At 42.1% G+C, this 24,694-nt stretch carries 24 protein-coding genes; 14 read left to right on the top strand and 10 right to left on the bottom strand.

What is annotated here, in order from left to right:
* Positions 1–39: 39 nt before the first annotated feature.
* The 12 genes from rfbA (at position 40) to gndA (ending at position 12,590) form a co-directional block, all read left to right on the top strand.
* Positions 40–918, top strand: coding sequence for a glucose-1-phosphate thymidylyltransferase RfbA (rfbA, locus tag G4551_RS15045; protein ID WP_003841824.1), 879 nt, complete (start codon positions 40–42; stop codon positions 916–918).
* A gap of 414 nt (positions 919–1,332) precedes the next feature.
* Positions 1,333–1,884 (top strand): dTDP-4-dehydrorhamnose 3,5-epimerase, encoded by a 552-nt coding sequence (gene rfbC / locus G4551_RS15040; RefSeq protein WP_032941356.1) that lies wholly within the window; start codon positions 1,333–1,335, stop codon positions 1,882–1,884.
* A complete protein-coding gene (locus G4551_RS15035; RefSeq protein WP_003842218.1) occupies positions 1,881–2,276 on the top strand; it encodes a sugar 3,4-ketoisomerase in 396 nt (131 codons plus the stop codon). The genes rfbC and G4551_RS15035 overlap by 4 nt, the downstream gene beginning before the upstream one ends.
* 16 nt (positions 2,277–2,292) lie before the next feature.
* On the top strand, positions 2,293–3,396 hold the full coding sequence (locus tag G4551_RS15030) for a DegT/DnrJ/EryC1/StrS family aminotransferase (protein WP_003842215.1): 1,104 nt from the start codon (positions 2,293–2,295) through the stop codon (positions 3,394–3,396).
* 23 nt (positions 3,397–3,419) lie between these two features.
* Positions 3,420–4,658 carry an O-antigen translocase gene (locus G4551_RS15025; protein ID WP_231501079.1) on the top strand — a complete coding sequence of 413 codons (1,239 nt, stop codon included), beginning with the start codon at positions 3,420–3,422 and terminating at the stop codon, positions 4,656–4,658.
* Positions 4,659–4,661: 3 nt separating this feature from the next.
* Entirely contained in the window at positions 4,662–6,086 is a 1,425-nt protein-coding gene (locus tag G4551_RS15020; protein ID WP_003842211.1) for a hypothetical protein, read from the top strand.
* Between the two features lie 65 nt (positions 6,087–6,151).
* Positions 6,152–6,931: a glycosyltransferase family A protein gene (locus G4551_RS15015; protein WP_003842209.1), complete on the top strand. Its 780-nt coding sequence runs from the start codon at positions 6,152–6,154 to the stop codon at positions 6,929–6,931.
* 23 nt (positions 6,932–6,954) lie between these two features.
* A complete protein-coding gene (locus G4551_RS15010; RefSeq protein WP_032941256.1) occupies positions 6,955–8,178 on the top strand; it encodes a hypothetical protein in 1,224 nt (407 codons plus the stop codon).
* Entirely contained in the window at positions 8,178–8,843 is a 666-nt protein-coding gene (locus G4551_RS15005) for an acyltransferase (protein ID WP_071524301.1), read from the top strand. Before G4551_RS15010 ends, G4551_RS15005 begins: the two co-directional genes overlap by 1 nt.
* A gap of 86 nt (positions 8,844–8,929) precedes the next feature.
* The gene (locus G4551_RS15000) at positions 8,930–9,949 is read left to right on the top strand and encodes a glycosyltransferase family 4 protein (RefSeq protein ID WP_157787174.1); all 1,020 of its coding nucleotides are present in this window, start codon (positions 8,930–8,932) and stop codon (positions 9,947–9,949) included.
* 22 nt (positions 9,950–9,971) lie between these two features.
* Entirely contained in the window at positions 9,972–11,063 is a 1,092-nt protein-coding gene (locus G4551_RS14995; RefSeq protein ID WP_003838940.1) for a DUF1972 domain-containing protein, read from the top strand.
* A gap of 120 nt (positions 11,064–11,183) precedes the next feature.
* Entirely contained in the window at positions 11,184–12,590 is a 1,407-nt protein-coding gene (gndA, locus tag G4551_RS14990) for an NADP-dependent phosphogluconate dehydrogenase (protein WP_003838942.1), read from the top strand.
* Between the two features lie 380 nt (positions 12,591–12,970).
* Here gndA and G4551_RS14985 read toward each other — a convergent pair whose 3' ends face one another.
* Positions 12,971–13,384: a MaoC family dehydratase gene (locus G4551_RS14985; protein WP_003838945.1), complete on the bottom strand. Its 414-nt coding sequence runs from the start codon at positions 13,382–13,384 to the stop codon at positions 12,971–12,973.
* Entirely contained in the window at positions 13,385–14,122 is a 738-nt protein-coding gene (locus tag G4551_RS14980; RefSeq protein WP_003838946.1) for an acyltransferase, read from the bottom strand.
* A 767-nt stretch (positions 14,123–14,889) separates the two neighbouring features.
* On the opposite strand from G4551_RS14980, the gene ugd reads away from it, so the two are divergent.
* Positions 14,890–16,056 carry a UDP-glucose 6-dehydrogenase gene (ugd, locus tag G4551_RS14975; protein ID WP_003838947.1) on the top strand — a complete coding sequence of 389 codons (1,167 nt, stop codon included), beginning with the start codon at positions 14,890–14,892 and terminating at the stop codon, positions 16,054–16,056.
* Between the two features lie 58 nt (positions 16,057–16,114).
* On the opposite strand, the gene G4551_RS14970 is transcribed toward ugd, so the two are convergent.
* Positions 16,115–17,119 (bottom strand): NAD-dependent epimerase, encoded by a 1,005-nt coding sequence (locus G4551_RS14970; RefSeq protein ID WP_003838949.1) that lies wholly within the window; start codon positions 17,117–17,119, stop codon positions 16,115–16,117.
* 398 nt (positions 17,120–17,517) lie between these two features.
* On the opposite strand from G4551_RS14970, the gene wzzB reads away from it, so the two are divergent.
* Positions 17,518–18,501: an LPS O-antigen chain length determinant protein WzzB gene (gene wzzB / locus G4551_RS14965; RefSeq protein ID WP_003838952.1), complete on the top strand. Its 984-nt coding sequence runs from the start codon at positions 17,518–17,520 to the stop codon at positions 18,499–18,501.
* A gap of 54 nt (positions 18,502–18,555) precedes the next feature.
* Here wzzB and hisIE read toward each other — a convergent pair whose 3' ends face one another.
* The 7 genes from hisIE to hisD are packed head-to-tail and all read right to left on the bottom strand — an operon-like array spanning position 18,556 to position 24,690.
* Entirely contained in the window at positions 18,556–19,167 is a 612-nt protein-coding gene (hisIE, locus tag G4551_RS14960; protein ID WP_003838954.1) for a bifunctional phosphoribosyl-AMP cyclohydrolase/phosphoribosyl-ATP diphosphatase HisIE, read from the bottom strand.
* Positions 19,161–19,937 (bottom strand): imidazole glycerol phosphate synthase subunit HisF, encoded by a 777-nt coding sequence (gene hisF, locus G4551_RS14955; protein WP_003838956.1) that lies wholly within the window; start codon positions 19,935–19,937, stop codon positions 19,161–19,163. The genes hisIE and hisF overlap by 7 nt, the downstream gene beginning before the upstream one ends.
* The gene (gene hisA, locus G4551_RS14950) at positions 19,919–20,656 is read right to left on the bottom strand and encodes a 1-(5-phosphoribosyl)-5-[(5-phosphoribosylamino)methylideneamino]imidazole-4-carboxamide isomerase (RefSeq protein ID WP_003838958.1); all 738 of its coding nucleotides are present in this window, start codon (positions 20,654–20,656) and stop codon (positions 19,919–19,921) included. The genes hisF and hisA overlap by 19 nt, the downstream gene beginning before the upstream one ends.
* A complete protein-coding gene (hisH, locus tag G4551_RS14945) occupies positions 20,656–21,246 on the bottom strand; it encodes an imidazole glycerol phosphate synthase subunit HisH (RefSeq protein WP_003838960.1) in 591 nt (196 codons plus the stop codon). Before hisH ends, hisA begins: the two co-directional genes overlap by 1 nt.
* Positions 21,246–22,313 (bottom strand): bifunctional histidinol-phosphatase/imidazoleglycerol-phosphate dehydratase HisB, encoded by a 1,068-nt coding sequence (gene hisB / locus G4551_RS14940; RefSeq protein WP_003838962.1) that lies wholly within the window; start codon positions 22,311–22,313, stop codon positions 21,246–21,248. Before hisB ends, hisH begins: the two co-directional genes overlap by 1 nt.
* Positions 22,310–23,389 (bottom strand): histidinol-phosphate transaminase, encoded by a 1,080-nt coding sequence (hisC, locus tag G4551_RS14935; protein ID WP_003838963.1) that lies wholly within the window; start codon positions 23,387–23,389, stop codon positions 22,310–22,312. The genes hisB and hisC overlap by 4 nt, the downstream gene beginning before the upstream one ends.
* Positions 23,386–24,690, bottom strand: a complete 1,305-nt coding sequence (gene hisD, locus G4551_RS14930; protein WP_003838966.1) for a histidinol dehydrogenase — start codon at positions 24,688–24,690, stop codon at positions 23,386–23,388. Before hisD ends, hisC begins: the two co-directional genes overlap by 4 nt.
* Positions 24,691–24,694: the final 4 nt, after the last annotated feature.

The following is a 24,694-nucleotide window of genomic DNA, read 5'->3' as shown; positions in this document are numbered from 1 at the left end:
CCCTTTAATGGGCATTTTGACATATAAAGAGATCATGAAATGAAAACGCGTAAAGGCATTATATTAGCTGGTGGCTCTGGAACACGTCTTTATCCGGTGACAATGGCTGTTAGTAAACAATTGCTTCCGATCTATGATAAACCAATGATCTATTATCCGCTGTCCACGCTGATGTTAGCTGGGATTCGTGACATTCTGATTATTAGTACTCCACAGGATACCCCTCGATTTGAGCAGTTACTGGGTGACGGTAGTCAGTGGGGACTAAATCTGCAATATAAAGTACAACCGACGCCGGATGGCCTTGCTCAGGCATTTATTATTGGTGAAGAGTTTATCGGTAATGATGATTGTGCTTTAGTGCTTGGCGACAATATTTTTTACGGCCATGATCTTCCTAGATTAATGGATACAGCCGTAAATAAAGAAAGTGGCGCAACTGTATTTGCCTATCATGTAAACGACCCTGAACGTTACGGTGTTGTAGAGTTCGACAAGGATGGCACAGCGATTAGCCTGGAAGAAAAACCACTTGAGCCAAAAAGTAATTATGCGGTGACAGGGCTGTATTTCTATGACAACGATGTTGTTGAAATGGCAAAGAACTTAAAACCTTCAGCACGTGGCGAGTTGGAAATTACAGACATTAACCGAATTTACATGGAGCAGGGGCGGTTATCTGTTGCAATGATGGGACGTGGCTATGCATGGCTGGATACAGGTACTCATCAGAGCTTAATCGAAGCAAGTAACTTTATTGCGACAATTGAAGAGCGTCAGGGATTGAAAGTTTCTTGTCCGGAAGAAATCGCATATCGCAAAGGGTTTATTGATGCAGAGAAAATAGCTCAATTGGCTAAACCTTTAGCGAAAAATAATTATGGGAAATATCTTTTAAAGATGATTGAGAATAAATAATAATCTATTTTAGCATTTTCATAATTATGTGTTACATAAATCTTCGGGATAGGCTTCATTAGTTCTTTGTGTTTTACGAATATTAGACATAATTTTATATGAAACTTTTAATGTTAGGCTAAATGCTAGAAAAAATGCTATGTAAATACTTCAAGATGATTGGAAGTGACAGTAGCATGATAAAATATAGGGAAAAGAAATAGTTTAAGTTGATTAAATTATCAAGTTGACATATTAACGCAGACAATGCTCATATTGGCATGTTTTTTTAGATAAAACTTTCTCGAATGAGTTAACTTTAAGTGTTGTTTATTTGCTAAGATCCGGAATGACCTTGGTAAGGCATTAGTAGATAGCTCCGTAAAATATCGAGAAAATGACTTTATGTATTGCTAGAATAAAGTAGAGGAACTGATGAATATAATTAACACTCCACTTAGTGGCGTTATGGTTATTGAACCTCGAGTATTCCATGATGAGAGGGGATATTTCTTTGAAAGTTATAATGATAAAGAATTCAAAAAATATATAAGCTCAGACGTTAGTTTTAAGCAAGATAATCAGTCCAAATCTAGTAAAGGTGTCTTACGAGGTTTACACTATCAGGAAGCTCCGTTTGAACAAGGGAAGCTCGTCAGGTGTGTGAGTGGGGAAGTATTTGATGTAGCTGTTGACATACGTACAGAATCACCTACTTATGGCGAGTGGTTCGGTGTGGTGCTATCAGGAGAGAATAATAAGCAGCTTTGGATCCCTCCTGGATTTGCTCATGGTTTTCTTACTCTTAGCGAGCATGCCGAATTTCTATATAAGACTACAGAGTATTACTCACCGGATCATGAACGTTGTATTAAATGGGATGATGTAGATTTAAAAATAGAATGGCCTTCCATGGATTATATCATTTCAGAAAAAGATCAGCGCGGCTCAACTTTTTCTTCATTAAATACTAAGGAAGGAGTATGAAAATAAATCTTATCCCACTTCAGAAACATGGTGATGATCGCGGTTCATTAGTCGCTTTAGAAGAAGAAAATAATATACCATTTAGTATTAAAAGAGTTTACTACATTTTTGATACCAAAGAAGGTGTTCGTAGGGGCTTTCACGCTCACAAAGAATTAAAGCAAGTTGCAATTGCAGTCAAGGGGTCCTGTCGTTTTCTGTTGGATGATGGTACAGAGCGCATAGAGGTTGTGCTTGATAATCCAGCTCAAGGTCTTCTTATTGAATCGTACATATGGCGTGAAATGTATGATTTTTCGAGTGATTGTGTCCTTATGATATTAGCCAACAGTCATTATGATGAGAAAGATTACATTCGTGATTATGATGATTTTTTAAAGAAAGCAAATTAAATACGACAGGTTAATTATGATTAATTTTCTAAATTTGAAAGAAGTAAATGCCAGGTACAATGAAGAACTCAAAAATGCTTGTTCGAAGGTAATCGATTCAGGTTGGTACATTATGGGCGAGGAGTTACAAAAATTTGAAAGGAATTTTTCTGATTACTGTGGCGTTAAGCATGTAATAGGCGTTGCGAATGGATTGGATGCACTAATTTTAATATTTCGAGCCCTGAAGGAGATGGGTAAAATAAATGATGGCGATGAGGTTATTGTACAGGCTAATACATACATCGCATCTATTCTTGCGATAACTGCAAATAATTTGAAACCTGTACTTGTCGAGCCAGACCCCAGTACTTACAATCTTTCACCTCAGAATGTTAGGTTAGCAATAACAAATAAGACTAAGCTTATTTTACCAGTGCATTTATATGGTCAGTTATCTCCAATGCCTGAGATTATGGAAATCGCAGATGAATTCAATTTGCTTGTAGTCGAGGATAGCGCTCAATCACATGGTGCAAATATTAATGGCAAAATGTCGGGTAATTGGGGGATTGCATCAGGATTTAGTTTTTATCCGGGAAAGAATCTTGGTGCATTGGGGGATGCAGGGGCAATTACAACCAATGATGATCAATTAGCTGATGTGCTTTATGCCTTGAGGAACTATGGCTCACAAAAAAAATATGAAAATATATATGCAGGCGTTAATAGTCGTCTAGATGAAATCCAAGCTGCAATGTTAACTGTAAAATTAAAATATCTTCCCCAAGAAACTCTTCGCAGACAAGAGATAGCAAATCTTTATATTAAAGGTATTAGTAATCCTTTAATCCATCTTCCTGCTGTTACAATTGACTCAGCACATGTATGGCATCTATTTGTTGTAAAATGTGAATACAGAGATTTGTTACAGTCCTGGTTAGCAAAAAATAATATCCAGTCTTTAATTCATTATCCTATCCCGCCACATAAACAGAAGGCCTATGAGTGGATGAATGATATTGATTTACCAACAACTGAAAGCCTTCACAATATGGTATTGTCAATACCGCTGGATCCAACAATGTCCAATCTTGATGTGGAAAAAGTAATTGAAGCCTTGAATGAATTTTCTGTATGAAGAAATTGCTAAAGGTTACAGCTATGACTGGTTCATTAACATTAGTCAAAATGTTAATGGGTTTCATAATTGCTAAAGTAGTTGCGATCTATACTGGCCCATCAGGAATGGCCATGCTGGGGCAAATTCAAAGTGTGGTTACCAGTCTTAATGGTCTGGTAAATGCCCCAACGAGTAATGGCATTATCAAGTATACAGCTGAATTTTCACCTAAGGGCACAGAAGCATGTGCCCCATGGTGGAGAGCCGCAGTACACTGGGCTCTGGTTATAAGCATACTTGCGATTGCCATTACCATTAGTTTTTCAACGATGCTATCGGGATGGTTATTTGACAATACTGAGTATGCCTGGTTGCTTATTCTTTGTGCTTGCTCATTGCCTTTAGTGACCTTAGGTACATTGCTAACATCAATCATCAATGGAAAACAGCAATATCGACAATATATAAAGGTAGGTATGTTTTCGACACTGGTTACTGCAGGTGTCATGGTTTACATGGTTATTAGATATGGTATTCAGGGAGCATTAGTCGCTGCGGCTCTTCAGAATGCCATTGTGGGTATTGCTATGTTGGCGTTAAACTTCAGGCAACCATGGTTTAACTTTAATAATTTTTGGGGAAGAGTAGAGCGAAAATACTTGTCCGGCTTGGGGAATTATATTCTCATGGCAGTAACAACTGCTTTAACTGTACCTATATCATTCATTTTTGTGCGTAATGAAATTATTGCAAATACAAGTTGGGTTGATGCAGGACAATGGCAGGCTGTATGGCGTATTTCAGAAACATATCTTTCAGTATTGACCATCGCGCTTGGAACTTATTATTTGCCTAAATTGGCTACCTTGACTTCGCGAAGCGAAATGCAGATGGAAATTATTAATACTTTGAAGGTCGTAATTCCGTTTGCGATATTGAGTGCTGGTGCTGTATTTTTTTTTCGTGATTTAGTTATTAAGATTCTTTTCACCGATGAGTTCAAAGGTGCAAGGGATTTGTTTTTAGTTCAACTTTGTGGAGATGTCGTAAAAATTATAAGTTGGGTTATTGCATATCCAATGCTTTCTAATGCTAAAACAAAGCTATATATCTTCTCAGAAATTTTTTTCTCTTTAACATTAGTTTTATTTACTCAATATTTTGTGAGACAACTCGGTGTGCAAGGGGCTAATTACGCATATTTGACAAACTATTCACTATATTTGATTGTGATGATGTTTATGTTTGTTTTTTCTAAAAACTTTCTTTGTAAAAACTAGAATATGAATAAAAATCTCTTGTTAACAAAAGTAAATGAGTATATTTTTGATGATAAAGAGTTAAATCTGTCTATTAAAAATGCTCAGAAAATCGGTTCATTGCTGTGGTTTAACAATGTTGGAATTTATAGTTTAGCTGATATTGAGAGTGAATTGTGTGATTTATGCTATAACTCTAAAAAATGGCATGAAACCATAGGCTGTAGCCCCAACGAATTGTTTGTTGTCAGTGAACCTTACCTAACCGGTGGGCACACTCGACTAATGGAGAGATTATCTCAATACTGCGAAAATAAACCTGATTTACTGATAACCAGAATGCCACATAATACAGACGTGGTAGCGAGAATGGAGACTTTTTTTAATAAAATCACAGGTATATATGTGTCAAAAAACAATTATTTGATGCATGTTTATCGGTTGGTTGAAAAAATACAACATTACAATAAAGTTGTACTAAATATACATCCTGATGATATCAGTGCGGTTATTTCATGTGGTATTGCAAAGAAAAATAATCCAAAGTTGAAAGTGTTTTTCGTGAATCACGCAGATCATACTTTTTCTTTTGGGCAAACTATTGCTGATCTTTGGTTTGAGCTCAGCGAATTTGGTAGGCGGATTGATGTCTTAAGGAATTTAAAAACGGAAAAATCGTTTCTAGGTATCCCACTTGATATTGCAATTATTGATAACGAAAAACATCTTCAGACATCTGGGATTTCAAATGGTGATTTGTTAGTAACTGCTGCCGCTGGCTTTAAGTATAAACCTATTAGAAATGAGACTATAACAAAAATAATTCACCCTATACTTGATAAATATAGTAAATCTAAAATTTATGTCATAGGTGTTAGTAAATATAGAGACTATTGGTGGTGGGCAACAAAACTCAAATATAGAAGTCGAATCGTACTTCACTCAACTCTTAGTTATGAAGCGTATCTATCCCTAACTAATTCAGCCAAGGGATATATCGATAGTCATCCTTTGCCTGGTGGTTCGGCTTTCGCCGAACAGTTTTTTAAAGGGAAATTTTGCATTGGTTTACATAGTCCAGTTCAGGGTTATACACCGATTGAAGTATTTAAAATGAGAAAATTCACGGGGTTTCATAAATGTGATAATAGAGAATTTAGACGTGTTCTGGATATGGCTATTGAGGTTCATTCAAGCGATAAAGTTAAAGAGCGTTTTCTCTTGGCATTAGATGGTACTATTTGCAATAAAAATCTTTGTCAGAGTTTTATAAAATGGAGTGGAGATGAACATTTTCTAGAAAATAAGCACATTGCTAATATTCCCAACCATTTAACTTTATTTGATGCTCCCTATGGTATATTGCTGAGATTTTCGACTTCGTGGGCAATGGTAAAATTCATTACAGCAAAAATTGTTAATCAAGTAAAGTTCTTAGTAGGTCATTGAGAAAAAATATAAAAGGGTGGTGTTGTCTTTATTGCACTATTGTAAATATATTTACGGTAAATTAAATGATATTAAAACTACTTGTTGTCATATACAATAAAAAGCTAGAAGTTAATGTTGCAGTCAATAGTGTGAAAGAGTCACAGAGAACATTTGAGAATTTTGACGTTATTGTATGGGATAATAGCGATGATGAGAAGATACTAGAACAAAATCAAAGTTATGCGACTAATAACAACATCACCTATCGCACAGAAAAAAAGAACTGTCCGTTAAGCTATGTTTATAATAAGATTATTAATGAAAATAAATTAGATTTTATTATTATATCAGATGATGATACTGTATATAATAGAGTTTACTTCGCTGAGTTGGAGCAAGAACTTCAAAGGGATTATTTAGTTCATATCCCTCAGATATATGTTAATGGGGCACTGAAGAGCCCTGCAAGGATGGGTATTGTTGTTGGTAAGCATCTTAACTCCATAAACCCTGGCTTGCATCCGAAACTATTGGCTATTACTAGTGGAATGGTTATAAATCGAAAGCTTTGTGATATATTCAGTCCATTGTTTGATGAGTCGCTTAATTTATATGGTATTGATACTGATTTTTTTATTAACTTATCCAAGCTAAATATCCCAGTAAATGTGCTTAATACTAAACTTGAGCATGATATGTCAATGTATGATGATGGCATTGTATTAAGTAAAAGAGAAAAGCTTAGTAATTTTAGATATGTTAATAGCAAAAAAGCAACGATTTATATAAACTTTAAACGTTCTATAATCCATGGTTATTTAGCTAAGGTTTATTATTTTTTGTACGAACGTTTAAAAGCTTAGCATTGAGATTGAGAAAATAATATATGCTAGTAATACAAATATTCGATGTGGTTTTCTTTTTAATCATATTAATTACTTTGTTACTGAGTGGTCTCAAGCGAGACACTACCCTGTTTTTTGTTCTGTTAACATGTTTATATGGCTACTATGATTGGATCTATTTATTAGCAAAAGATTATGTTAATCATAGTATTGTTCTTATATCTGGATATGCAAAAGAGATAGCAGTGTATTTATTGTGTATGATTTATATGGGAAGATTATTCTTGAATCATAATAAATATCAACAAGTCCTGCTGACGCTTTCCATTCTGATAGTTATCTCTGTATTAGGCATAATGAATAATGGGTTAAGCAATTATTTTATTGGTTTTAATTCATATGTGCCGATGTTACTTCTTCTCATCGCAATTTGTCAGACGGATGCTTTTGTTAATAAAAAAAACTATATTAATGCTTGTTTTATATTGATTGTTCTGCCAAATGCTATATTCGCATTATATCAATATTATAATTATCATATGATAAAGGATTTTTGGTTCTATGATTCATTCATGAATATGGATTTAGCGTTGAATGAGTGGGACTATTTTCGTGAAGGCTTTGTAAGACCGTTTGGGTTTTTTAGTAATACCCTATCTTTGGCTTTTTTTTGTTTCTTCATTTTCGTTGGTTCTAGCGTTTATTCTAAAAACTCCAAAATACTAGTGATGTTGATTTCCCTTATCCCTGCACTACTATCAGGAACCCGGACCATCTTCCTTGTTGCTGTATTATTCTTCTGTTTGCTTTTTTTATACAAAATCAGAATGCATTATAAATTAAAAACTTATAGTTACATACTGCTCGTTTTGATCGGTTTTATTGGGACATTATTTATCATTGTTAATTTAAGCGGCGACTTATCATCATTAGGTAGAGTAACCCAATGGACAGATGTTTTAACTGATCTTAAAAGTAATCCACTTGGTCATGGAGTTGGCTTTGCCGGGGTTGGTTTAGAAAAATGGCCTGATTCAAATGTTATTGCGTATATATATATGGCTGGCTATATTGGTCTTGTTATTGCACTATATTTTCTCATCAAGATTTCTGCGGTGCTTTCAAAAGATGGAAATCAATCATATATATTTTTGTTACTGATACTGTATGTTGCGCTTTTTCAAAATGTCAGTGCTGTTATCATGTTGCCAATAATAGCAATGTCGGTTAAAAGTAGGGTAGATAATATAGAACGGTGTAAATAATGCGTACATTTTTGAGATCTTTAGCGTATAACGATGAGTCATATAATTTTCGAGTATTATATCGAATTTTAATGATGTTTTCTCGAGCATTCATGAAAACATTTTGCCGCAGAGGTCGCTATTCATATCCTTTATTTTTCCATTCAAGAGTGAAAATTATTGGTGATAGAAGAAAACTATCAATTGGTAAAATGACAAAGATAGAGGAGAATGTCATAATCCAGTGTGACTGTACTAAAGGGATCAATATTGGTGAGAAATGCACTATTGGTTCTGGAACTAGTATTCGTCCTTCCGGCTATTATGGAGGAATGAAGGGAGAAGGGCTTTGGGTTGGTAATCGAAGTGCTATAGGGATTAACTCATTTATTGGTTGCTCTGGGTATATTCATATTGGGGATGATGTTATTATTGGCCCTCATCTAACAATTATCGGTGAAAATCATATTTTCACTGATAAAACCCGTAATATTAAAGAACAAGGAGTTGTAAGAGGTAATGTAACGATTGAAGATAATGTTTGGATCGGCTGCAACGTTACGATTCTAAGTAATGTCACAATTGGTACGGGTTCTGTTGTTGCTGCAGGAGCCGTCGTTCATAAGTCTTTTCCTCCATTTTCTTTAATTGGCGGAGTGCCAGCAAAACTGATTAGAGATCGCTAATGGCTCAATGTATAGAAAATCCTGTTCTTTACTATTTTGTTCACTTGTACAATGACTTCAGTGGTAGCCCTCGAGTATTGAGGGAGATGATCAGCACTGTTTCCTCTGAAAAACACTTGATTACCAGCGATGGCGAAGGTGTGCTATCAGATATTGATGGTGTGGAATATCATCAATTTCGTTATATACCGAACAGCAATAAATTTGTTAAGCTTTACCAGTTTGTAGTTGCAAATATTATCATTTTTCATATGCTTTATCGCCTATTAAAGGCTAATAAAGGTCAGGAACAACATGTGATAGTAAATACAATGCTGCCATTTGGGGCAATGTTTGCTGCGCGAATAATGAAAGTCAGAACAACAGTATATATTCATGAAACATCTATAAAACCGATATTACTTAAAAAGTTCCTTCGTTTTTGTATCAATAAATGTGCTAGCGAAACTATTTTTGTTTCAAACTATCTTTTTGAAACAGAAAAATTAGAAAATATTACTAATCAATATGTGATCTATAATCCACTAAGCAACTCACTTATTACTCCTATAGATGAATTGGATATTGATGCGAAATACCATGGGCGCAATGTATTGTTTTTGTCCTCTCTCGTTCCCTATAAAGGATTAGATGATTTCCTTGCAATTGCAAAAATGGCAATTGTTAAGAGTCAAGATATTAATTTTCATATGGTTTTGAATTGTTCTGTAACACAGTTCAACTCTTTTTTGAAAGAGAGGGAGATACCGCGAAATGTGACTATGTATAATCGACCAAAAAATTTAAGGGGACTATATCAAATGTCGTCTTTTGTATTAAATTTATCTACACCTGAGTGGATAGAAACGTTTGGGTTAACATTGGTAGAGGGGATGGCCAACGGCGCGATCCCAATTGGTCCCGTTACAGGTGGCCCTGCAGAAATTATTAAATCAGCATTTGGTTATACTATATCTCATGATAGACATGACGAAATTCTTAATAAAATAATTACTTTACTTAATGATCGTGAAAATTTTTATGCGTTTTCTCGTAATGCTCGGGATGCGAGTGAAAGGTACTTTTTTGAGCAGTACCGGGAAAATTTACAGTGCATTTTAAAATAAAATAGGAAGAGTACTTTTACTCATGAAGAAAACAGTGTCAGTAGTTGGCGCAGCTGGAATTCCGGCATGTTATGGTGGATTTGAAACATTAGTGGAAAATCTTACTAAACATGCTTCTCCTGAATGCAATTATGTTGTTTACTGTTCTTCGCCATTATACGAAGTTCAAAAGAAAACTTATAATAATGCATCATTAAAATATGTTAACCTGCGCGCAAATGGCTTGCAAAGCATTCCATATGATATTATTTCTTTATTCAAGGCGCGTAAATCAGATGTAATATTAATCTTGGGTGTTTCTGGCTGTACGATTTTACCAATACTGAAATTTTTTACAAAAGCAAAAATTATAACTAACATTGACGGGATGGAGTGGAAACGAAATAAATGGTCAACCAATGTAAAAAGATTCTTGAAGTTATCTGAATGGTTTGCAGTAAAATTTTCAGATGTTGTTATTGCTGATAACATGCAAATTACTAAATATGTTAAACAATGTTATGGCGTTGAGGCAAAAACAATAGCCTATGGGGGAGATCATGTACTTTGTGTAGAAACGACAAATTATAACGATACTCCTTCGACTGATGAATATTACTTATCTTTGTGTCGGATTGAACCAGAAAATAATATTGATATGATACTTGAAGCATTTTCTGGTTCAAATAAGAGACTCAAGTTTATCGGTAACTGGGAAGCTAGTGAATACGGGAAAAATCTTCTGAGCAAGTATTCGTCTTTTAGTAATATTGAAATGATTAAACCAGTATATGAGTTGGATGAACTTTTTAAGCTCAGAAGTAATTGCCGTGCATATATTCATGGTCACTCAGCGGGAGGAACAAACCCTTCGCTGGTAGAGATTATGCATTTTGCCAAGCCAGTTTTTGCATTCGATTGTACCTTCAACCGATATACCACTGACGAACGCGCATTTTATTTCGCTAATTCTGTACAGCTACTTGGCTTGTTGTCAGATGCTGAATCAGGTGTCTTGGATGATGAAAAATGTGCAGTTAATATGAAGCTTATAGCTGATGAGCTGTACTGTTGGGATAAAATAGCTATGAAGTATGAGGATGTATACTTCGCGAGAGATAGCCAGGAAAGATAAAAATCAATCGCTGATTAAAGAGCGCAGAAGCTACTTTCTATGATGTATTTACATGGGTTATTATAACACGACTTTTGAACCGCGCTCTGCCGCGGTGACCACACCTGACAGGAGTATGTAATGTCCAAGCAACAGATCGGCGTCGTCGGTATGGCAGTGATGGGGCGCAACCTGGCGCTCAACATCGAAAGCCGTGGTTATACCGTCTCCATCTTCAACCGCTCCCGCGAGAAAACTGAAGAAGTTGTTGCCGAGAACCCGGGTAAGAAACTGGTACCTTATTACACGGTGAAAGAGTTCGTCGAGTCTCTTGAAACCCCACGTCGTATCCTGTTAATGGTGAAAGCGGGCGCTGGCACCGATGCTGCCATCGATTCCCTGAAGCCGTATCTGGATAAAGGCGACATCATTATTGATGGTGGTAACACCTTCTTCCAGGACACAATCCGTCGTAACCGTGAACTGTCTGCGGAAGGTTTCAACTTCATCGGTACAGGTGTTTCAGGCGGTGAGGAGGGGGCCTTGAAAGGTCCGTCTATTATGCCTGGCGGGCAGAAAGAAGCGTACGAACTGGTTGCGCCGATTCTGACTAAAATCGCCGCTGTTGCTGAAGATGGCGAACCGTGCGTGATCTATATCGGTGCCGATGGCGCAGGTCACTATGTGAAGATGGTGCACAACGGGATTGAATACGGCGATATGCAGCTGATTGCGGAAGCCTATTCTCTGCTGAAAGGCGGTCTGAACCTGTCTAACGAAGAGCTGGCAACTACTTTCACCGAGTGGAATGAAGGCGAGTTGAGCAGTTATCTGATCGACATCACCAAAGATATCTTCACCAAGAAAGACGAAGAGGGTAAATACCTTGTTGATGTGATCCTGGACGAAGCGGCGAACAAAGGCACCGGTAAATGGACCAGCCAGAGCTCTCTGGATCTGGGCGAACCGCTGTCGCTGATCACCGAATCCGTATTCGCTCGCTACATCTCTTCTCTGAAAGACCAGCGCGTTGCGGCATCTAAAGTGCTGTCTGGCCCGCAGGCTAAACTGGCTGGTGATAAAGCAGAGTTTGTTGAGAAGGTCCGTCGCGCGCTGTATTTGGGCAAAATCGTCTCTTATGCTCAGGGCTTCTCTCAACTGCGTGCCGCATCTGACGAATACAACTGGGATCTGAACTACGGCGAAATTGCGAAGATCTTCCGCGCGGGCTGTATCATTCGTGCGCAGTTCCTGCAGAAAATCACCGACGCCTATGCTGAAAACAAAGGCATCGCGAACCTGCTGCTGGCTCCGTATTTCAAAAATATCGCTGATGAATATCAGCAAGCACTGCGTGACGTAGTGGCTTATGCTGTGCAGAACGGTATTCCGGTACCGACCTTCTCTGCAGCGGTAGCCTACTACGACAGCTACCGCTCTGCGGTACTGCCGGCTAACCTGATCCAGGCCCAGCGCGACTACTTTGGTGCACATACGTATAAACGCACCGATAAAGAAGGCGTGTTCCACACTGAATGGCTGGATTAATTTATTAACTAGTTGCAGTTTTAGCTAGTCAGCGTATCCAAGTTTATTCTACTCTTGGATACGTTTTTTTATCGGTCATCAAGTTGATTTTGGCGATAGTGATTATTTATCTAATTCTTAATTTATATAATTAAATGTATGCTCTATTATGAAATTTATAAGAATGATTTTAACGAGTTTTTGAAACTATTCCAACGTTTGTGTATTCTAAAGTCTAATCAACGCCTTGTATTTTTATATCATTGCCAAACAGACATATCATAGAGCATTTAATATAATATTTTGAATTGTTGGTATTGTAATTTGTCAGTTGCCAGGTATAAATGCCGGCAACTGACAAAAAGGTTTAATAATCTTTTCTCTAGATATTAGGGATTATCCTATTCTTGTTCTGGTATATATATTTCAGCCTCTCCCGTTATTACCTTTGATTTTCCGACCTTACAATAAGTATCAAAAAAAACACGTCTTTTACTAATGTCTATGCTTTTAACTTCAATGGTAGCAACTACCGTATCGCCTATATAAACAGGTTTTCTAAATTTAAGGTTTTGTGAAACATATACACAGCCTTCTCCTGGTATTTTAGTTCCAAAAAGCGCAGAGAAGAAACCCGCACTTATCATGCCATGTGCAATTCTTTTTTTGAAACGAGAGGATTCGGCATATTTTTCATCTAAATGTACTGGATTTCTATCTCCTGATATCCCAGCAAAAGCCTTTATATCAGCATCGGTTATTGTTTGTGAATATGATGCAGACATACCAATTGAAATATCTTCTATTTTATACATTTAAAATTCCTCTTTATTCCATGAATCGACGACGTGTTCTGGGTAACCTCTCGTGAAATGTTTACGCCAAGGATATGCTGGTTTTCTAGAGCCATCACGTAATTTTAGCTTACTGGTTGGTCCTATACATTTGGCGGGACTACCAGAATAGATCATATCTTCTTCTGTTTTACCAGATATTGATGAGTGGGCACCTACTAACACACCCTTGGCAATATGTGCCCCAGGTAATATTACAGACATTGTTGCTATAACTGAAAAATCATCTAGCGTAACTCCGAGCATAACATTACTCGGTGGATGTGGGTCATTAGTTAAAACTACATAGGGAAAAATCCATACGAAATTACCTATTTCACTATGTTGTCCAATATGTACATTACTGTGGGTCCTTACATAATCACCAATATTACAATGGCCCTGTATGTCTGAGAGTGTTCCTATTTGAAATCCTTTTCCGGCCCTAGTCTTTTCTCTAACAGTTACCCGGTGACCAGTAATTAATCCATCACCAAATATGGAGCCTTCATAAAAAATGCTGTGAGACCTAATATGCGAGTTTTTACCTATGATTAAGTTGTCACCATTTGAAAGATGGTTTGGAACACCTAATTCAGTGTAGGATTCGATGATGCAATTGTCACCAATAACGACATTGTCATGTATGGTTACAAAATCACCAATTGTAACATTTATTCCTATTTGTGCTTTTTTTGATATGATTGAAAATTGTCCCATTTTATTTCTCCGCTCAATTTTTACTAGGCTTCTATTTTCATCAGGAAAACAACTATTATTTTAGCCACTCTCCGATTCGCTAGCTTGATGTTCAGCACAAAACAGAAAATAGAAGAGGCAGTATAGATATTTTAGCATCAAAAAATATTTTTAACAGTCGTCTTACTATAGCAGTTTTTGCCTACGGATTAGTGAGTCTAAGGCTTAAAATGGTTACGATTATGATCTTAATTATGCTTACAAGAAAAGTGAGATTGTATTCTTTTTAAGCGGTTACCACACTTTGTTGGGTTTGTCGATTTAATTGTGTTCATGATGGACTTTTGAGGAATGTTATGCAGATTTATTATAATAATTTAGGCGTTTTCCCTCTCGTAAATTAGATGTGCTTAATCTACCTCTTGACCTATGGAACCCCTAGGGCTTTTGGGATATTTATATTGATTTATTGATTTATTGATTTATTGATTTATTGATTTATTGATTTATTGATTTATTGATTTATTGATTTATTGATTTATTGATTTTTAATAATCGCTTGATAAGTGAAGTCTATTTTTCAAGGACGAATAAATGCTCTTGAATTTCAATGCTTGTTTTACGTGTTTTTCAACTGCCCATTACTCTGATATCTTTTTTTGTGATAAGTATTATCTGATTTATTCAGCTTTTATTGGCTTTGTTTTTATTTTTGAGTTAGCATTGTTTGCTTTTGTTAGGAAGTGAATGCTATATTATTGATGGTTGATTTTATTCTGAGGCATAAAATGAAAATAGCTGTTTCCGGTACTGGATATGTTGGTTTATCCAATGCTCTGCTCATTGCACAGCATCATCAGGTTGTTGCGTTGGACATTGTGCCATCACGTGTTGATGCTTTAAATAGAAGAATATCACCTATAGTTGATAATGAGATTCAGCAGTTTTTACAATCTGAAAAAATTAACTTCAATGCTACTCTAGATAAATGCAAAGCTTACACTGATGCTGATTATGTAATAATTGCAACACCTACTGATTATGATCCGAAGACAAACTATTTTAATACATCTTCTGTGGAGTCTGTTATTCAAGATGTTATTGAATTAAATAAATCTGCAACAATGGTTATTAAATCGACAGTTCCAGTTGGTTTTACTGAGAAAATGTGTAAAAAATTTAACTCTAATAATATTATTTTCTCGCCAGAATTCCTGCGTGAAGGTCGTGCGCTATACGACAACTTGCATCCGTCCCGTATCGTTATTGGTGAACGTTCCGAACGAGCCGAGCGTTTTGCCGAGTTGCTGCAGGAAGGTGCGGTTAAAAAAGACATTCCGACGCTGTTTACCGACTCTACTGAAGCCGAAGCCATCAAGTTGTTCGCTAACACCTATCTGGCGTTACGTGTTGCCTACTTTAACGAGCTGGATAGCTATGCAGAAAGTCTTGGCTTGAACTCACGGCAGATTATTGAAGGTGTGTGCCTGGATCCGCGTATCGGTAATCACTACAACAATCCGTCATTCGGCTATGGTGGTTACTGCCTGCCGAAAGATACTAAGCAGTTGCTGGCTAACTACGCGTCTGTACCGAATAACATTATTGGCGCGATTGTTGATGCGAACCGTACGCGTAAGGACTTCATTGCAGATTCTATTCTTGCGCGTAAGCCTAAGGTGGTCGGCGTGTACCGTTTGATCATGAAAACTGGTTCCGATAATTTCCGGGCATCATCGATTCAGGGCATCATGAAGCGCATTAAAGCCAAGGGCGTACCAGTTATTATCTATGAACCGGTCATGGAAGAGGATGAATTTTTCCATTCCCGAGTTGTGCGTGATCTTAATGCGTTCAAAAATGAAGCGGATATTATTATTTCTAACCGCATGACGTCAGAATTAGCTGATGTTGCCGATAAAGTTTATACCCGCGATTTGTTTGGTAGTGATTAATCTCGTCTCCATAAAAAAGGCCTTATAAAAGGCCTTTTTATTTTAATCAGGTCAGTAATTAAACTTTGTAGAAATTACGATACCAGTCAACAAAGTTCTTCACCCCATCTTTTACCGTGGTTTCAGGTTTAAAACCAATTACCTCATACAGTGCTTTAGTGTCTGCGCTGGTTTCCAGTACATCACCTGGCTGTAGTGGTAGCATGTTTTTCTTCGCTTCAATACCCAGAGCATCTTCCAAAGCCTGGATATAGTCCATTAGCTCAACCGGTGAATTATTGCCGATATTGTAGACGCGATAGGGCGCAATGCTGGCTGCTGGCGTGCCTGTTTCAACGGTCCATTGTGTGTCTGCGTGTGGAATGACATCCTGCAGGCGAATGATCGCTTCTGCGATATCATCGATATAGGTAAAGTCACGCTTCATTTTGCCGTAGTTATAGACGTCAATACTTTTCCCTTCCAGCATCGCTTTGGTGAACTTGAACAGCGCCATATCCGGTCGACCCCATGGGCCGTACACGGTGAAAAAACGCAACCCGGTGGTGGGCAATCCGTACAGGTGGGAATAAGTATGAGCCATCAGCTCGTTGGCTTTTTTGGTTGCTGCATACAGCGACACGGGATGATCGACGGAATCATCCGTAGAGAAAGGCATTTTGCGATTCAGGCCGTAAACTGAACTGGATGAGGCATAGAGTAAATGCTGAATTTTATTATGGCGACACCCTTCCAGTATGTTCAGAAAGCCTGTGAGATTTGAGTCTGCATAGGCATGCGGGTTTTCGAGTGAATAACGTACGCCAGCCTGGGCGGCGAGATGAATTACGCGTTCAAAATGCTCTGATGCGAAGAGCGAAGCCATGCCTTCCCGGTCGGCTAAATCAATCTTATGAAAATGGAAACCGGGATGTACCAGTAACGCCAGACGAGCCTGCTTAAGGCTGACGTCGTAGTAATCGTTCAGATTATCAATACCGACTACTTGATGGCCAGCCTCAAGGAGGCGTTTGCTAACGTGGAAGCCGATGAAACCAGCGGCACCCGTAACCAGGTATTTCATGTTTATTCCTCTTTTTGGCTAAATAATAGCCAGACACCAACAGGCGCTACTAAAAAGTGGAATGATACCGTTAGATGGTAAAAAAGCTAATTGTTATATTTTTTACGCTTACCATTTTTACTGGTCAGACGGTAAATATTCATGACATGGATTCATTAAAATGAATTGTAAAGGGCAACGATTGGCGGACATGAAATCTGATTGTTGCTGTTTTTTTGCTCATGAAAGTGTTCTTTGAGTAATTACACTTTTGTTTAATCGTATTGATTTTCAGTAGTGATTGAAATACCAATCAAAATCCCTCAAACAATTTGATTTTTTATCATTAATCCTATGGCATTGCTTCAATTTATAGCTAAACTAATCCCAGTTTAAGACTTTCCTTATCTAGGGTTTCTATGTCTGTAAGTGATAATAACATGTCCGGGCGCAGTCATAATCCGGAACAGATTGATCTGATTGATTTACTGGTACAGTTGTGGCGCGGGAAAGTAACAATCGTTATTGCGATTGTTATTGCCATAGTGCTTGCTGTGGGCTACTTGGCAGTTGCTAAGGAGAAATGGACTTCAACAGCCATTATCACTCAACCGGATGTTGGTCAGATAGCCATATATAACAACGCCCTCAATGTGTTGTATGGTGCCAGTGCGCCTAAGGCTACTGAACTTCAGGAAAATGTGATCGGTCGTTTCAGCACCTCTTTATCCGCATTGGCGGAAATGCTGGATAATCAGGAAAAGCCTGAAAAACTATCGATTGAGCAGTCTGTAAAAGGGCAACCATTACCGTTGGCGGTTTCTTATGTGGGTGGTTCACCAGAAGACGCTCAGCGTCAGCTCGCCGAATACATTCAACAAACAGATGAAAAGGTTGCCAAAGAGCTGGAACTTGACCTGGTTGATAACATCAAATTGCAAACAACTACGTTGCAAGACTCTCTGAAAACTCAGGAAGTGGTCGCTCAGGAGCAAAAAGATCTGAGAATCAAGCAAATCCAGGAAGCGCTGCGTTATGCAGAACAGTCCGGGGTGATTAAGCCGCAAATTCAGCAGACGCAGGATGTGACGCAGGACAGTATGTTTTTGTTGGGTAGTGATGCCCTGAAGTCCATGATTGAACACGAATCTACACGCCCTTTGATATTATCTGACAACTACTTTCAGACTAAGCAAAAGCTGTTGGATATCGAAAATCTTAAGCTTGAGGGGGCCGAGTTACACGCCTATCGCTATGTAATGAAACCAACGTTACCGATTCGTCGCGACAGTCCGAAAAAAGCGATTACCCTGGTGCTGGCGGTTCTGCTCGGTGGGATGATTGGGGCTGGCGTGGTGCTGGGGCGAAATGCGTTGCGCAGCTATAAAGGCAAAACAGAGTAAGCGCTCATCTCAATAAAAAAAACCGGGCTTGCCCGGTTTTTTTACATTTGCAACTTACTGATGACGCTTACGTAAATTCTCAATCACCGTCGTCAGGTCAAGGTCCTGATCCTGCAGCAGCACCAGCAGGTGATACATCAGATCAGAGGCTTCGTTTGTCAGCTCAAAGCGGTCGTTCACCGTCGCAGCCAGCGCGGTTTCTACGCCTTCTTCACCCACTTTCTGTGCGATGCGTTTGGTGCCGCTGGCATACAGTTTCGCGGTGTAGGAACTGGCTGGGTCAGCGGTTTTACGTTCGGCCAGCAGTTGCTCAAGCTGATACAAGAACAGCCACTGGTGGCTGGCGTCGCCAAAGCAGCTTGAAGTCCCTTTATGGCAGGTCGGGCCAATCGGGTTAACCAGCACTAGCAGAGTGTCGTTGTCGCAGTCAGGCGCAATGCTCACCACATTCAGGAAGTGACCGGATGTTTCTCCTTTGGTCCACAGGCGCTGCTTAGTCCGCGAGAAAAAGGTCACTTTGCCGCTTTCGAGCGTTTTATCCAGCGCTTCCGGGTTCATATAACCCAGCATCAGCACCTCACCGGAAACCGCATGCTGCACGACGACTGGCATCAGCCCGTCGGTTTTTTCCCAGTCCAGCTCGCGGCATTGTTGCTTCGTTAACATATCCTGATCTCCACGCCCTGTGTTGCCAGGTACGCTTTTAATTCGCCAATATTGATAATTTGTTTGTGGAAGACGGAGGCGGCAAGCGCGCCGTCAACGTCGGCATCCCGGAAGGCTTCGAGAAAGTGTTCCATGGTGCCCGCGCCGCCGGAGGCAATCAGCGGGACGTGGCAAACGTCACGTACTTTTTTCAACTGTTCCAGGTCATAACCGTTACGTACGCCGTCCTGATTCATCATGTTCAGGACGATTTCGCCCGCGCCGCGTTTTTGGACTTCCTGCACCCAGTCCAGTGTTTCCCACTGCGTGACGCGGGTACGGCTTTCATCCCCGGTATACTGATTAACGTGATATTTGCCGGTTTCGACGTCATACCACGTATCAATGCCCACCACGATGCACTGCACGCCAAAGCGATCCGCCAGACGGGTGATAAGTTCCGGTTCGGCCAGCGCCGGGGAGTTGATGGAGATTTTGTCCGCCCCGAAAGAGAGGATACGTGCCGCATCGTCGATGGATTTAATGCCACCGGCAACACAGAACGGAATATCGATCACTTCCGCCACGCGTGATACCCAGCTTTTATCCACTACGCGGCCATCGCTGGAGGCGGTGATATCGTAAAACACCAGTTCATCTGCGCCTTCATCGGCATAGCGTTTTGCCAGTGGGACAATGTCGCCAATAATCTCGTGATTGCGGAACTGAACGCCTTTTACTACCTGCCCATCGCGGACGTCCAGACAAGGAATTATGCGTTTTGCCAGCATTGTATGGCCTCCTCAACGGTGAACTTTCCTTCCAGCAAGGCTCGTCCGACGATAACACCACGAACACCGGTCCCGCGCAGGGCCGCTACGTCCTCGATTCCACCAATACCACCAGATGACTGAAACGCCACCTGCGGATATTTGGCGCACACTTCTTCATAAAGCGCGACGTTTGAGCCTGCCAGCGTGCCGTCGCGGGAGATATCGGTGCACAGCACGTGCTTCAGGCCGACGGGTAAATAGGTCTCAACCAGTTCTTCCAGTGAAACCCCGGAGTCTTCCTGCCAGCCACTAACCGCTACCTGTTTGTTCCCGCGCTCGTCAATACGAACGTCCAGTGCCAGCACCAGCGCGTCGGCACCAAAACGAGCAAACCAGCTTTTGACGACTTCGGGAGATTTTACCGCCGTCGAACCCACCACTACACGCGCAACACCAGCGTTAAGCAGCGCTTCAACATCCGCTTCGGTACGCACGCCGCCGCCAACCTGCACTGGAACGTTGACGCCAGCGACCAGCGTTTTAATCAGCGGGATCTGGCGCTGCGCCGGGTCTTTCGCGCCGGTTAAATCAACCAGGTGCAGTACTTCGGCACCCTGGGCGGCGTAATCCTGCAAACGGGGGAGCGGATCGTTGCCGTAATCACGTTGCGTTGCGTAATCGCCCTGGTGAAGACGCACCACCGTGCCGTCGATTAAATCTAATGCCGGAATAATCATTACATCTCCAGAAAGTTTTTCAGCAACTGCGCCCCAGCCGCGCCCGAACGTTCAGGGTGGAACTGCACGCCAAAGAAATTGTCCTTTTGTACTGCCGCGGTAAACGGTTCACCGTAATGACACTGGGCGATGGTCCACGGGTTTACCGGCATAGTATAGCTGTGAACAAAGTAGAAATACGCGCCATCTTCAATGCCCTGGAACAGACGATTTCCCGCCTGCGGATAGACGCGATTCCAGCCCATGTGCGGCAGCGGTAAACCGAAATCGGTCATCTTCGGGACATCCTGCTCAATAATGCCCAGCAGGGATACGCCGTTACTCTCTTCGCTGCGACGGCCCAGCAGTTGCATGCCTAAGCAGATCCCCAGCACTGGTTGCGTACAGGCTTTGATCAGCTCAATCAGTTCGCGCTCGTGCAACTGGTCCATCGCCGCCTGGGCGGTACCGACGCCCGGCAGAAACAGCTTATCGGCGCGCAGCACTACATCCGGGTCGCGGCTGACAACAGGATCGTATCCATGGCGTGCGACGGCGGATTTTACCGAGTGCAGGTTGGCGCAGCCGGTGTCCAGAATCACCACGTCCATTACAGCACTCCTTTTGAAGAGGGCAGCGTGTCGCCTTCTACACGAATTGCCTGACGCAGAGTACGGCCAAAGGCTTTAAACAGGCTCTCCACACGGTGGTGGTCATTTTTGCCTTTGGTTTTCAGGTGCAGGGTGACGCCCATGGTGTAAGAGAGTGAGCGGAAGAAGTGTTCGATCATCTCTGTGCTCAGATCGCCAACGCGCTGGTAGGTAAACTCCGCGCGGTATTCCAGGTGCGGGCGGCCGGAGATATCCAGTGCGCAACGCGCCAGGCACTCGTCCATCGGCAGCACAAAACCAAAACGATTGATGCCGCGTTTATCGCCTAATGCCAGCTTTAAAGCTTCACCCAGCGCCAGACCGGTATCTTCAACGGTGTGGTGATCGTCTATATACAGATCGCCCTTGACGGCTATCTCCATGCGAAAACCGCCATGGGTGGCGATTTGATCCAGCATATGGTCAAAGAATCCCACGCCTGTGTTGATTTTGCTTTGGCCTTCACGGTCCAGCCAGACTTTGACGTCAATCTGCGTTTCTTTAGTATTACGCTCAACGTGTGCGTAGCGGTCACGTTTGGTCAACTGCTCGCCGATCATTGCCCAGTTCAGGGTGTCGCGATGGTAACGTACTCCGCTAATGCCCATGTTTTCAGCGAGCTGAATATCGGTTGCCCGATCGCCAATGACGTAGCTGTTCGCCATATCCATGGCCTGTTCAACCAGATACTGTTCAACCAGCTTCACTTTTGGCTTACGGCAATCGCACTCGTCCGCTGGCAGGTGCGGGCAAATCAGTACCTCATCAAACGTCACGCCCTGAGAGGTGAAAATTTGCATCATCAGGTTATGCGGACCGTCAAAATCAGCCTGTGGGAAACTCTGCGTTCCGAGTCCATCCTGGTTAGTGATCATAACCAGCTTAAAACCTGCTTTTTGCAGTTTCAGCAAAACGGGAACAACTTCCGGCTCGAAGGCGAGTTTGTCAAAGCGATCGACCTGAAAGTCACTCGGCGGTTCGGAAATCAGGGTTCCATCACGGTCAATAAAAAGATACTTCTGGCTCATACTTGCTCCGCACGTAAGGCGTCAATGACGCGCTGGCTCTCTTCACGGGTTCCGACAGTAATTCGCAGGCAGCCGCTTAACGAAGGTTGTTTATTCTGATCTCGTAAGATAATGCCCTGATCCCACAAAGATTTAAATACGCTACTTGATGCGGTGAAGCGCGCCAGAACATAGTTGGTTTCAGAGTCGAAAACCTGTTCTACACAGCGAATCGTTTTCAGGTTATCTACCAGATACTGACGCTCTTCCAGGATCTGCTCTACGCGTTTACGCATGGCGGAAATCCCTTGCGGCGTCAGGGCCTGGGCGGCGATATCTGCTACCGGCGTAGAGAGTGGGTAAGGGGCAATCACCTTTAACAGCAGATTGATAACCTCTTCATTCGCCAGCGTAAACCCGCAGCGTAAACCGGCGAGAGCAAACGCTTTTGACAACGTGCGTAATATCACCAGATGCGGATACTCAGACAGCCAGCCTGCCAGCGTGGCCTGCGGACAAAACTCAATATAGGCCTCATCAGCGACCACAATAGCTTTACCCTGCGTCATTTCGAGCAGTGAACGCAGATCCTGCGGGTTAATCAACTGGCCGGTTGGGTTATTAGGGCTGCAAACGTAGACCACCTTCACGCCAACAATCTTGTCCGCGATGCCTTTCAAATCCAGCTGCCAGTTATCAAGGGTCGGAACGGTGCGGCATTCGACGCCAATCGTTTCGGCGCTGACGCTGTACATGCCGTAAGTCGGCGGGCAGTAGAGAATGGCATCTTTACCGGGTTCGCAAAACGCGCGCACCAGCAGCTCGATCCCTTCATCTGCGCCGCGGCTAACCAGCACCTGCTCCGGTTTGACGCCAGCATACTGCGCGTAATTCTCAATCACCGCTTTCGGCTGACACTCCGGGTAGCGGTTCAGCGTTTGTTGACTGAGCTGGAACTCCACGGCGGTGGGATATTCATTCGCGTTGAGCCAGACATCGCCGTTACCGCCGAGACGACGGGCAGACTGATAGGGCGTTAATTCGCGAACATTCTTACGGGCTAAATCAGTGACGCTGAGAAAGTTGTCAGTGCTCATGCTTGCTCCTTCAGGGCGTTAACGCGCAGGGTAACGGCATTTTGGTGGGCAGTCAGTCGTTCAGCAGCGGCCAGTATTTCAATGGTTGAGGCCAGGCCAGAGAAACCTTGTGGGGTTAATTCCTGTACAGTCATCCGTTTCTGGAAGTCAGCCAGCCCAAGACTTGAGCACGTCGCGGTATAGCCGTAGGTCGGAAGAACGTGGTTGGTGCCAGAAGCATAGTCGCCTGCGGATTCCGGCGACCAGTCGCCGAGGAACACCGAACCGGCGCTGGTGATCTCATCAACCAGTTCACGTGCGTTGCGGGTCTGAATAATCAGGTGTTCCGGACCGTAGGCGTTAGAAATGGCCACGCACTGCGCCAGATCTTTGGCGATAATCAGCCGACTGGCACTGAGCGCCTGGCGGGCGGTCTCAGCGCGGGAAAGCTCAGCGAGCTGGCGCTCTACGGCTTTGGCAACGCCTTCGGCAAGCGTAGCGTCTGGCGTCAGTAGGATTACCTGCGAGTCGGGGCCGTGTTCTGCCTGAGAAAGCAGGTCAGAGGCAACAAAGTCCGGCGTCGCGCCGCTGTCGGCGATAACCAGCACTTCGGACGGACCAGCAGGCATGTCGATGGCCGCGCCGTCAAGACGCTGGCTGACCTGACGTTTGGCTTCGGTCACATACGCATTGCCCGGCCCGAAGATTTTATCGACCTTAGGAATAGATTCGGTGCCCAGCGCCAGCGCGGCAATAGCCTGAGCGCCGCCCACATTAAACACCTCTTTTACACCACACAGTTGCGCGGCGTAGAGAATTTCATCGGCAATCGGCGGCGGTGAGCACAGCACCACTTTTTTGCAGCCGGCGATACGCGCCGGGGTCGCCAGCATTAATACGGTAGAGAACAGCGGCGCTGAACCTCCTGGAATATACAGGCCCACGGAAGCGATAGGGCGGGTAACCTGCTGGCAGCGCACACCTGGCTGAGTTTCAATATCCACCGGTGGCAGGATCTGCGCGGTGTGGAAAGTATCAATATTACGCACCGCTGCCTGCATAGCTTGTTTCAGTTCGTCGCTCAGGCGACTACTGGCTTGCTGGATTTCTTCCTCGGTGACGCGCAGCGCGCCGACCTCGGTTTTATCAAACTTCGCGCTGTATTCACGCAGCGCCCGGTCGCCGTTATTTTTGACGTTCTCAAGGATCTCGGCCACCGTACGGCTGATGCTTTCCGAGGCGGAAATAGCCGGGCGCGTCAGCAGTTCGCGTTGCTGCTCGGGGCTACAGCTATTCCAGTCAATCAGGGTATTGAAGCTCATGGCT

Origin of the sequence: Citrobacter freundii ATCC 8090 = MTCC 1658 = NBRC 12681 (genome assembly GCF_011064845.1) — a bacterium.
Classification (GTDB): domain Bacteria; phylum Pseudomonadota; class Gammaproteobacteria; order Enterobacterales; family Enterobacteriaceae; genus Citrobacter; species Citrobacter freundii.
Note: the sequence above shows the minus strand (reverse complement) of the source record. Positions and strands in the feature narration are given on the sequence as shown.

Bases quoted from the DNA above. Each gene is read 5' to 3' on its own strand.
- rfbA (WP_003841824.1), top strand. From the start codon at position 40: ATGAAAACGCGTAAAGGCATTATATTAGCTGGTGGCTCTGGAACACGT.
- rfbC (WP_032941356.1), top strand. From the start codon at position 1,333: ATGAATATAATTAACACTCCACTTAGTGGCGTTATGGTTATTGAACCT.
- G4551_RS15035 (WP_003842218.1), top strand. From the start codon at position 1,881: ATGAAAATAAATCTTATCCCACTTCAGAAACATGGTGATGATCGCGGT.
- G4551_RS15030 (WP_003842215.1), top strand. From the start codon at position 2,293: ATGATTAATTTTCTAAATTTGAAAGAAGTAAATGCCAGGTACAATGAA.
- G4551_RS15025 (WP_231501079.1), top strand. From the start codon at position 3,420: ATGACTGGTTCATTAACATTAGTCAAAATGTTAATGGGTTTCATAATT.
- G4551_RS15020 (WP_003842211.1), top strand. From the start codon at position 4,662: ATGAATAAAAATCTCTTGTTAACAAAAGTAAATGAGTATATTTTTGAT.
- G4551_RS15015 (WP_003842209.1), top strand. From the start codon at position 6,152: ATGATATTAAAACTACTTGTTGTCATATACAATAAAAAGCTAGAAGTT.
- G4551_RS15010 (WP_032941256.1), top strand. From the start codon at position 6,955: ATGCTAGTAATACAAATATTCGATGTGGTTTTCTTTTTAATCATATTA.
- G4551_RS15005 (WP_071524301.1), top strand. From the start codon at position 8,178: ATGCGTACATTTTTGAGATCTTTAGCGTATAACGATGAGTCATATAAT.
- G4551_RS15000 (WP_157787174.1), top strand. From the start codon at position 8,930: ATGATCAGCACTGTTTCCTCTGAAAAACACTTGATTACCAGCGATGGC.
- G4551_RS14995 (WP_003838940.1), top strand. From the start codon at position 9,972: ATGAAGAAAACAGTGTCAGTAGTTGGCGCAGCTGGAATTCCGGCATGT.
- gndA (WP_003838942.1), top strand. From the start codon at position 11,184: ATGTCCAAGCAACAGATCGGCGTCGTCGGTATGGCAGTGATGGGGCGC.
- G4551_RS14985 (WP_003838945.1), bottom strand. From the start codon at position 13,384: ATGTATAAAATAGAAGATATTTCAATTGGTATGTCTGCATCATATTCA.
- G4551_RS14980 (WP_003838946.1), bottom strand. From the start codon at position 14,122: ATGGGACAATTTTCAATCATATCAAAAAAAGCACAAATAGGAATAAAT.
- ugd (WP_003838947.1), top strand. From the start codon at position 14,890: ATGAAAATAGCTGTTTCCGGTACTGGATATGTTGGTTTATCCAATGCT.
- G4551_RS14970 (WP_003838949.1), bottom strand. From the start codon at position 17,119: ATGAAATACCTGGTTACGGGTGCCGCTGGTTTCATCGGCTTCCACGTT.
- wzzB (WP_003838952.1), top strand. From the start codon at position 17,518: ATGTCTGTAAGTGATAATAACATGTCCGGGCGCAGTCATAATCCGGAA.
- hisIE (WP_003838954.1), bottom strand. From the start codon at position 19,167: ATGTTAACGAAGCAACAATGCCGCGAGCTGGACTGGGAAAAAACCGAC.
- hisF (WP_003838956.1), bottom strand. From the start codon at position 19,937: ATGCTGGCAAAACGCATAATTCCTTGTCTGGACGTCCGCGATGGGCAG.
- hisA (WP_003838958.1), bottom strand. From the start codon at position 20,656: ATGATTATTCCGGCATTAGATTTAATCGACGGCACGGTGGTGCGTCTT.
- hisH (WP_003838960.1), bottom strand. From the start codon at position 21,246: ATGGACGTGGTGATTCTGGACACCGGCTGCGCCAACCTGCACTCGGTA.
- hisB (WP_003838962.1), bottom strand. From the start codon at position 22,313: ATGAGCCAGAAGTATCTTTTTATTGACCGTGATGGAACCCTGATTTCC.
- hisC (WP_003838963.1), bottom strand. From the start codon at position 23,389: ATGAGCACTGACAACTTTCTCAGCGTCACTGATTTAGCCCGTAAGAAT.
- hisD (WP_003838966.1), bottom strand. From the start codon at position 24,690: ATGAGCTTCAATACCCTGATTGACTGGAATAGCTGTAGCCCCGAGCAG.